This is a genomic window from Aminobacter sp. P4_H6_2 (assembly GCF_056400805.1).
The window spans coordinates 1-6,884 of record NZ_JBFUKO010000287.1; the positions used below are offsets into that span (position 1 = coordinate 1).

Annotated in this window: 9 protein-coding genes; 1 reads left to right on the plus strand and 8 read right to left on the minus strand. The window is 61.9% G+C overall.

All coding sequences use genetic code 11. The features are described 5' to 3' along the window. Both guaA and AC1DUU_RS19220 read right to left on the minus strand, forming a co-directional pair. A partial coding sequence (guaA, locus tag AC1DUU_RS19215) for a glutamine-hydrolyzing GMP synthase (protein WP_476784999.1) occupies window positions 1-816 on the minus strand: 816 nt, incomplete at its 3' end. A 98-nt stretch (window positions 817-914) separates the two neighbouring features. Further along, on the minus strand, window positions 915-1,373 hold the full coding sequence (locus AC1DUU_RS19220; protein WP_476785000.1) for a MarR family winged helix-turn-helix transcriptional regulator: 459 nt from the start codon (window positions 1,371-1,373) through the stop codon (window positions 915-917). Window positions 1,374-1,433: 60 nt separating this feature from the next. Here AC1DUU_RS19220 and AC1DUU_RS19225 point away from each other — a divergent pair, with 60 nt between their 5' ends. Next, window positions 1,434-1,760, plus strand: a complete 327-nt coding sequence (locus AC1DUU_RS19225; protein ID WP_476785001.1) for a hypothetical protein — start codon at window positions 1,434-1,436, stop codon at window positions 1,758-1,760. Between the two features lie 48 nt (window positions 1,761-1,808). Here the strand turns inward: AC1DUU_RS19225 and AC1DUU_RS19230 are convergent, their stop codons facing one another. From AC1DUU_RS19230 to AC1DUU_RS19255, 6 genes are all read right to left on the minus strand, one after another. Beyond that, a complete protein-coding gene (locus AC1DUU_RS19230) occupies window positions 1,809-2,306 on the minus strand; it encodes a DUF2165 family protein (RefSeq protein ID WP_476785002.1) in 498 nt (165 codons plus the stop codon). Window positions 2,307-2,491: 185 nt separating this feature from the next. Then, entirely contained in the window at window positions 2,492-3,127 is a 636-nt protein-coding gene (locus tag AC1DUU_RS19235) for a 5'-methylthioadenosine/S-adenosylhomocysteine nucleosidase (RefSeq protein ID WP_476785003.1), read from the minus strand. 4 nt (window positions 3,128-3,131) lie between these two features. Further along, on the minus strand, window positions 3,132-3,590 hold the full coding sequence (locus AC1DUU_RS19240) for a PaaI family thioesterase (protein ID WP_476785004.1): 459 nt from the start codon (window positions 3,588-3,590) through the stop codon (window positions 3,132-3,134). Window positions 3,591-3,668: 78 nt separating this feature from the next. Then, window positions 3,669-4,121 carry a TspO/MBR family protein gene (locus tag AC1DUU_RS19245; protein WP_476785005.1) on the minus strand — a complete coding sequence of 151 codons (453 nt, stop codon included), beginning with the start codon at window positions 4,119-4,121 and terminating at the stop codon, window positions 3,669-3,671. A gap of 103 nt (window positions 4,122-4,224) precedes the next feature. Beyond that, complete coding sequence (locus AC1DUU_RS19250) at window positions 4,225-5,511, minus strand: RsmB/NOP family class I SAM-dependent RNA methyltransferase (protein ID WP_476785006.1); 1,287 nt, start codon at window positions 5,509-5,511, stop codon at window positions 4,225-4,227. A 173-nt stretch (window positions 5,512-5,684) separates the two neighbouring features. Then, the coding region (locus AC1DUU_RS19255) for a peroxidase family protein (protein WP_476785007.1) at window positions 5,685-6,884 on the minus strand (1,200 nt) is incomplete at its 5' end.

A 6,884-nucleotide genomic window follows, 5' to 3' on the forward strand; every position in this document is an offset into this window, starting at 1 on the left:
GAACATGGCGACGACATCGGCCGCCTCGTTCTGGCGCATCAGGCCATGATCGACGAGGATGCAGGTGAGCTGGTCGCCGACCGCCTCGTGGATCAGAAGGGCCGCGACCGAGGAATCGACGCCCCCCGAAAGCGCGCAGATGACCTTCTTGTCGCCGACCTGCTTGCGGATCGCTTCAACCGCATGCTCGCGATAGGCGTGCATGGTCCAGTCGCTCTCGATGCCAGCGATCTTGTGGACGAAATTGCGCAGGAGCTTTGCGCCGTCGGGCGTGTGCACCACCTCGGGATGGAACTGCACGGCGTAGAACTTGCGGGCTTCATCTGCAATGGCAGCGAATGGCGCGCCGTTGGAGGTGCCGATGACGCGGAAGCCGGCGGGAATGGCGGTGACGCGGTCGCCATGGCTCATCCAGACCTGATGGCGGGTGCCCTTGGCCCAGACGCCGTCAAACAACGCGCTTTCGTCTTCGATCTCGAGATAGGCGCGGCCGAATTCGCGGTGATGGCCGGCCTCGACCTTGCCGCCGAGCTGGGCGCACATGGTCTGCTCGCCGTAGCAGATGCCAAGCACCGGAATGCCTGCTTCGAAGACGGCGTCAGGCGCGCGCGGGCTGCCGATGTCGACGGTCGAATGCGGGCTGCCGGAGAGGATCACCGCCTTGGGGTTGATCCGCTTGAAGGCCTCGGCGGCCAACTGGAAGGGAACGATCTCGGAATAGACCCCGGCCTCGCGGACGCGACGCGCGATCAGCTGCGTCACCTGGGAGCCGAAGTCGATGATGAGGACGGTTTCAGGGTGCTCGGAGTTCTTCATGGCGGGCGTTTAAAGAAAGATTCGAGTCTGCGCAATGGCTTGGTGTGCATGGCTGCCTGAGCGAATTCGCATCTTCATGCAAGGCTGCCACTTGTTCGTCAACGCCTGGGGCCGTCATCAAGCCTGCGCAACGCCAGCATCAACGCGTCGAAGCTGCCCTGCCCCAGCCGCTCGCGATAGCCGTTCTCGATGTCGAGCTTGATGCGGTCGCCGTCGCGAAGTGCCGCCAATCCAAGTGCCGTGTAATGCACAAGCTTGCCGCGTTTATCCTGCGGATCGGCCACGCGTTCGATGACGCGTTCCGCTTCGAGGCCATCGAGAAGTTGCTGCACCGCCTGCTTGGAGATGCCTGCCCGCTCGATCAATGATGACTGGCGGATGCCATTGCGGGGGATGTGGCCGAGCAGACCGGCGCGGCTTTCACTGAACCAAACGTGGCCGGAGGCACGCATGGCAGCTGAAAACTCGGCCTGCCAGGCACGGCTTGCCTGCCAAAGACGCCAGCCGACATGGTCGGGCAAAGGTGCCTCGGCATTTTCGTCAAGCTTCTTGACCATTTTTCCATTCACGTTTAACGTCAAGGTTCTTGACGAACTTGGTATCCGAAGGAGATGGCAATGGCAATTCTCGACAGATCCGCACTGGAGCTAATCGTGCCGGGCACGACCCATGTGCTCGATCACAACGGCAAGGAAGCCTACGTCTATTTCGAGCAAGGCGAGACGGCGCACATGCTGCTGGAAGACGGCGAGACCAGGACGGGCGTGTGGAAACTCGCTGACGGTGGTTATGTCGTCGACTGGGATAATGGCGCGGTCGGCCGCTGGAAGATCGACCACAAGGCCGGGGCAGTGACCTACATCAACATGGATCGCGATGTCAGGGTGAAGCTGCTCGGCGTCCTGTTCGGCAACGCCAAGGACTTGCCGCGCGCGGCACGGTAGACCCAGCTAGGCGGGGATGGTCGCCCAAGGGACGACCATCCAAATTCATCAGGCGAGTTCTTCGTCGCGCTGGGCAACAAAGACCAGCACCAGCAAGATGGTGATGAAGAAGCGGAATGCGTCGGGAACGCCGTTCCAGGTCTTCGACATCCACATGCCGAACCACTCGCCGCCAACCGACATGAAGCCGACCTGCCAGACCAGGAAGCCGAGCGTCAGGCCGGCAATCGACAGTGTCTTGGAAGCATTGAAGCTGCGCGCATCATTGCGAAGATTTGTGGCGAGGCGATACGCGCCGATCCAGCACAGGATGGCCGTCAGCGCTTCAGCGGCAATGATCAGGAAGTAAAACAGGTTGTGAAGCGCCGGATTGGTGATCGCGCGATATTTGATGGCTGCGTCCGGGAAGATCGTGTCCATGCTCATGACATGCTGCACGAAGGCGAAATTGGTGCCGTAGTCGGTCAGATTGCCGAAGGCGACGAGGGTGGAAAACAAAGCTGTGGCGGCAACGGCTGCCGTCTTGGATATGCGGATGATCATCATTTCGTAGGCTACTCCTGAAAAGGCGCATGCACGCTTCGACACCGTTGCTCCACCCGCCCCGCGCAACAGAGCGCGGATCAGAAAAAGCCTCAGCGTCGATGAGCGTGCACGACTATGCGCCGCATACATCAAACGTGCTGGCAAAACTCATGACAAAAGAGCGCAGCGGCAAGCCCCGCCGGTGGCTAAAGCTTCAGTTCGCCGCTGCTTATCGCCTGACCCAGCAGGCGCACGGCATGTGCCAGCTTCTCGTCGACGACATGGAGATATTCGGTCCAGTCATCGACATGGCCGATGTCGGTGGGACCATCGGAGATGCCGCGCAGCGCGATAAGCGGCACGGAAAACATCTGGCAGGCGCGCAGCACGGCGAATGTCTCCATGTCGACCATGTCTTCTGGAATCGCGTCGTAGCCAGCGCCTGAAATGATGGTGGCGCCGGTTGAAAGGCTGGCCTCTTTCAGACCCGGGATTTTCAGCGGTAGCGGCACTGTAACCGGCAGGTCGAGAAAAGGTGTCGCGCCTTTTTCAAAGCCGAGCGCGGACGCGTCCATGTCGCGGTAGCTGACCGAAACGGCTTGGTAAACCTCAGTCTGCTCCAGCCTGCGGCTGCCGGCGGAGCCAAGGCAGACGACGAGATCGGGCAGGTAGTTGGAGGCAGCGAGCAGCGCAAGTTCACCGGCGACCCTCACCCCTGCTTCAACCGGGCCGACACCAGTCATGACAGGCACGAAAAGCTGTTGCAGATGCGGGCCATATTCGGCATCGGCCGCCATGACGAACAGCACGTTGCGACCGGCGAATTGCGTCACATCAGGCATGGTGTCAGCCCTCAATACCGTCGCGACCGGCGATCGCCATCATCGTGCCGGTCATGGTGGCAATCAGCTTGGCCTCGCCGTCGGCCGAAATCGCATAGGCCTGGCCGTCGGCAACGACGATGGTGCGGCCGGGCTTGGTGACCGAACCGCGAAACAGGAAGCGCTCGCCCTTGCCGGGGGCAAGCAGATTGACCTTGAACTCGATCGTGAGCACGCTCGAGCTTTCCGGGATCAGCGAAAAGGCAGCATAGCCGCAGGCAGAATCGAGCGCCGTCGAAATGACGCCAGCATGGAGAAAGCCGTGTTGCTGGGTCAGCTCATCCGAAAACGGCATCTCGATCTCGATGATGCCAGGGGTGACCAGCGTGAGCTCGGCGCCGATGGTCCGCATCGCGCTCTGGCGCGCGAAGGAAGCCCTGACACGCTCGTCATAGTCGGGTGCGGGTACGATCTTGGCTGCCATTTGCGATGTCCTCTTGGCATTGCTTATCGCAAAGCCGGCAAATGCAGGCAATCGGAAATGCTGCAGCRCAAAATCATATCAATTGAGCCACCAGATCGAGGCATTGAGCAGCGTGGCGAAGGCGACCCAAGCCGCATAAGGCGCAAACAACCAGGCGGCGACATGGTCAGATTTCCGCGCAGTTGCCATGAAGCCCAGAATGGCAATGAGCAGGGCGACAATAATCAGCAAAGCAAGGCCTGTTTGTTGCAGGCCGAAAAAGGTCGGCGACCACAAAAAATTGAGCACCAGCTGGGCGCTCCAGACCCGCATCGCGACACCGCCGGAATCGAGTAGCCAGACGCGCCAGCCGGCGATGCCAATCAAGACATAGAGCGCTGACCAGGCAGGGCCGAAAATCCAGTTTGGCGGATTGAAGAAGGGTTTTGCGAGCCCCGCATACCATTCGCCCGGCAACGTCAAAAATCCGATCAGCGTGCCGCCGCCGAGCACCAGCACGATGAAACCAAGTAAAGCGGCGTATCTGTTCATCCGACCTCCAGCAATGCGAGCGCGAGGTGGACAACGCCTGTGGAGGCAACTGGTTGCCCATTTCGCTCCGCCAATGGGCGAAGCGAAATGATCTAGGCTCAGATCAAGCGGCTCGGCGCATGGCGGCGAAATAGAAGCCGTCGGTGCCGCTGCGCGCAGGCGTCAGCGACAGGCCCTGCGCGTTAAAGCGCACGGCATCGTCACGACCGGGGAAACGGGCTTGCCAAAGCGCGCGATGATCGACCGCCGCAAAGCTCTTGTCACGCCCCAGGAACGCCGCGACCTGGTCGGCATTCTCTTCGTCGAAGACCGAGCAGGTGATGTAGACCATCAGGCCACCCGGCTTCACATAGGTGCTGGCGGCGTCGAGGATGGCCGACTGTTCAGCCTTGCGAACGTCGAGCTGCCTCTGGGTGAGGCGCCATTTGGCATCGGGCCTCCGGCGCCACGTGCCGCTGCCAGTGCAGGGCGCGTCGATCAAAACGAGATCCATGTGGCCGGTGAGAACGGAAAGCTCGGATGGCTTGGTGACGACCTGGACATTGCGATTGTCCGACCGGCGCAGGCGATCGAACATCGGCGCCAGGCGCGACTTTTCCGAATCGTGGGCGAATATCTGGCCGCGATTTTCCATCGACGCCGACAGCGCCAGCGTTTTGCCGCCAGCACCTGCGCAATAATCGAGCACCTGCATGCCAGGGGTGGCACCAGCCAACTCGGCGGCAAGCTGCGAGCCCTCATCCTGGATTTCGAACCAGCCCTTCTGGAACGCCGGCTCGGCCTGGACATTGGGATGACGGCCGCTACCGTCAATGGGCGGGATGCGTACACCATTCGGAGCAAGCGCCATCGGCGCTGCCTGGGTGCCTTCGAGTTCGCCGATGACGCGGGCGCGGTCGGCCTTCAGCGTGTTGGCGCGGATGTCGAGCGGCGGACGCGCGGCAAGGGCTGCACCTTCAGCCACCCACTCGCTGCCGAAAGCGCGCTCAAGCAATGGCGCGCACCAGTCAGGCGAATCAGCACGGACGACGTCGGGCGCATCCGTGAGCTTGCGCTCGGCGATGGCCATGAGCTCGTCAGCGCTCAGCGGCTCGGGCGCGAACTTGTCGCCGTCGAGCGTCTGATTGAGTGCCTCGGCGGACTGGTCCCATTCAAGCAGCAGCGCGCCAAAGCCGAGCGCGCGCGAGGTCTCGTCGCCAAGCAGCCAGGTGGCGGAGCGCTTGCGGCGCAACGCGTCATAGACGATGTTGCCAATCGCGGCGCGGTCGCCGGCGCCGGCGAAGCGATGGGACAGTCCCCAATCCTTGAGTGCATCCGCGGCGGGCCGATGCCGCCTCTCGATATCGTCGAGTACTTCGATGGCCGCAGCCAGTCTTCCGCCAAGTCGCATGTTCGGTGTTCCGTTTTCGGTTGACCCGTATCAGGCCTAGCTAAACAGCGGCGAGGGAATGCACAAGCGTCGGACCAAGCTTGCAGGGTAAAAACTTCCCCCGAACGGGTCGGCGAAAAATGAAACAGGCGCGGATTGCTCCGCGCCTGCCTCGTTCGTTTGATCCCGAATTGCTATTCTGCCGCCTGCAACGTCTCGCCAAGGTCGAAACGGTCAGCGTTCATCACCTTGGTCCACGCCGCCACGAAATGCTTGACGAATTTTTCCTTGGCGTCCGAGCTGCCATAGACTTCAGCAAGAGCGCGCAGCTGCGAGTGCGAACCGAAGATCAGGTCGGCCCGGGTGGCGTACCACTTGACCTCACCAGTCTTACGGTCGCGACCTTCGAACACGTCCTTGGCCTCCGAGACCGCCTTCCACTCCGTTCCCATGTCGAGCAGGTTGACGAAGAAGTCGTTGGTCAACGTTTCAGGCTGCGTCGTGAAGACGCCATGTGCGGACTCGTCCGCATTGGCGCCGAGCACGCGCAGGCCACCGACCAGCACCGTCATCTCGGGCGCTGTCAGAGTCAGCAGCTGCGCCCGATCCACCAACGTTTCCTCGGGCGACAAGCGCTGCCTGCCCCTGAGATAGTTGCGGAAACCGTCAGCGGTCGGCTCGAGCGGGGCGAAGGAGTCGACGTCGGTCTGCTCCTGCGAGGCATCCATGCGACCCGGCGTGAAAGGCACCTTGACGTTTTGCCCAGCGTCCTTGGCAGCCTTCTCGATGGCAGCGACGCCACCGAGCACGATCAGGTCGGCAAGCGAGGCTTTCTTGTTGCCGGACTGCGAAGCGTTGAACTCCTTCTGGATCGTTTCGAGTTTTGCGAGAACCGACGCCAGCTGGGCGGGCTGATTTACTTCCCAGTCCTTTTGGGGGCTGAGACGAATGCGCGCGCCATTGGCACCACCGCGCTTGTCGGAGCCTCGGAACGTCGAAGCCGAAGCCCAGGCCGTCGAGGCCAGCTGCGACACCGAGGGCACCGCAGCGAGTATCTTGGCCTTCAGGGCCTCAACGTCCTGCTCATCGACCAGAACATGATCGACCGCGGGGATAGGGTCCTGCCACAACAGCTCTTCCTTAGGGACGAGCGGACCGAGATAGYGCGCGATCGGACCCATGTCGCGATGCGTGAGCTTGTACCAGGCGCGTGCGAAGGCATCGGCGAACTGATCGGGGTTCTCGAAGAAGCGCCGCGAGATCTTTTCGTAGGCAGGATCGGCCCGCAAGGCGATGTCGCTGGTAAGCATCGACGGTGCGTGACGCTTCGAGGGGTCATGCGCATCCGGCACAGTGCCGGCGCCCATGCCGTGCTTGGGTGTCCACTGATGGGC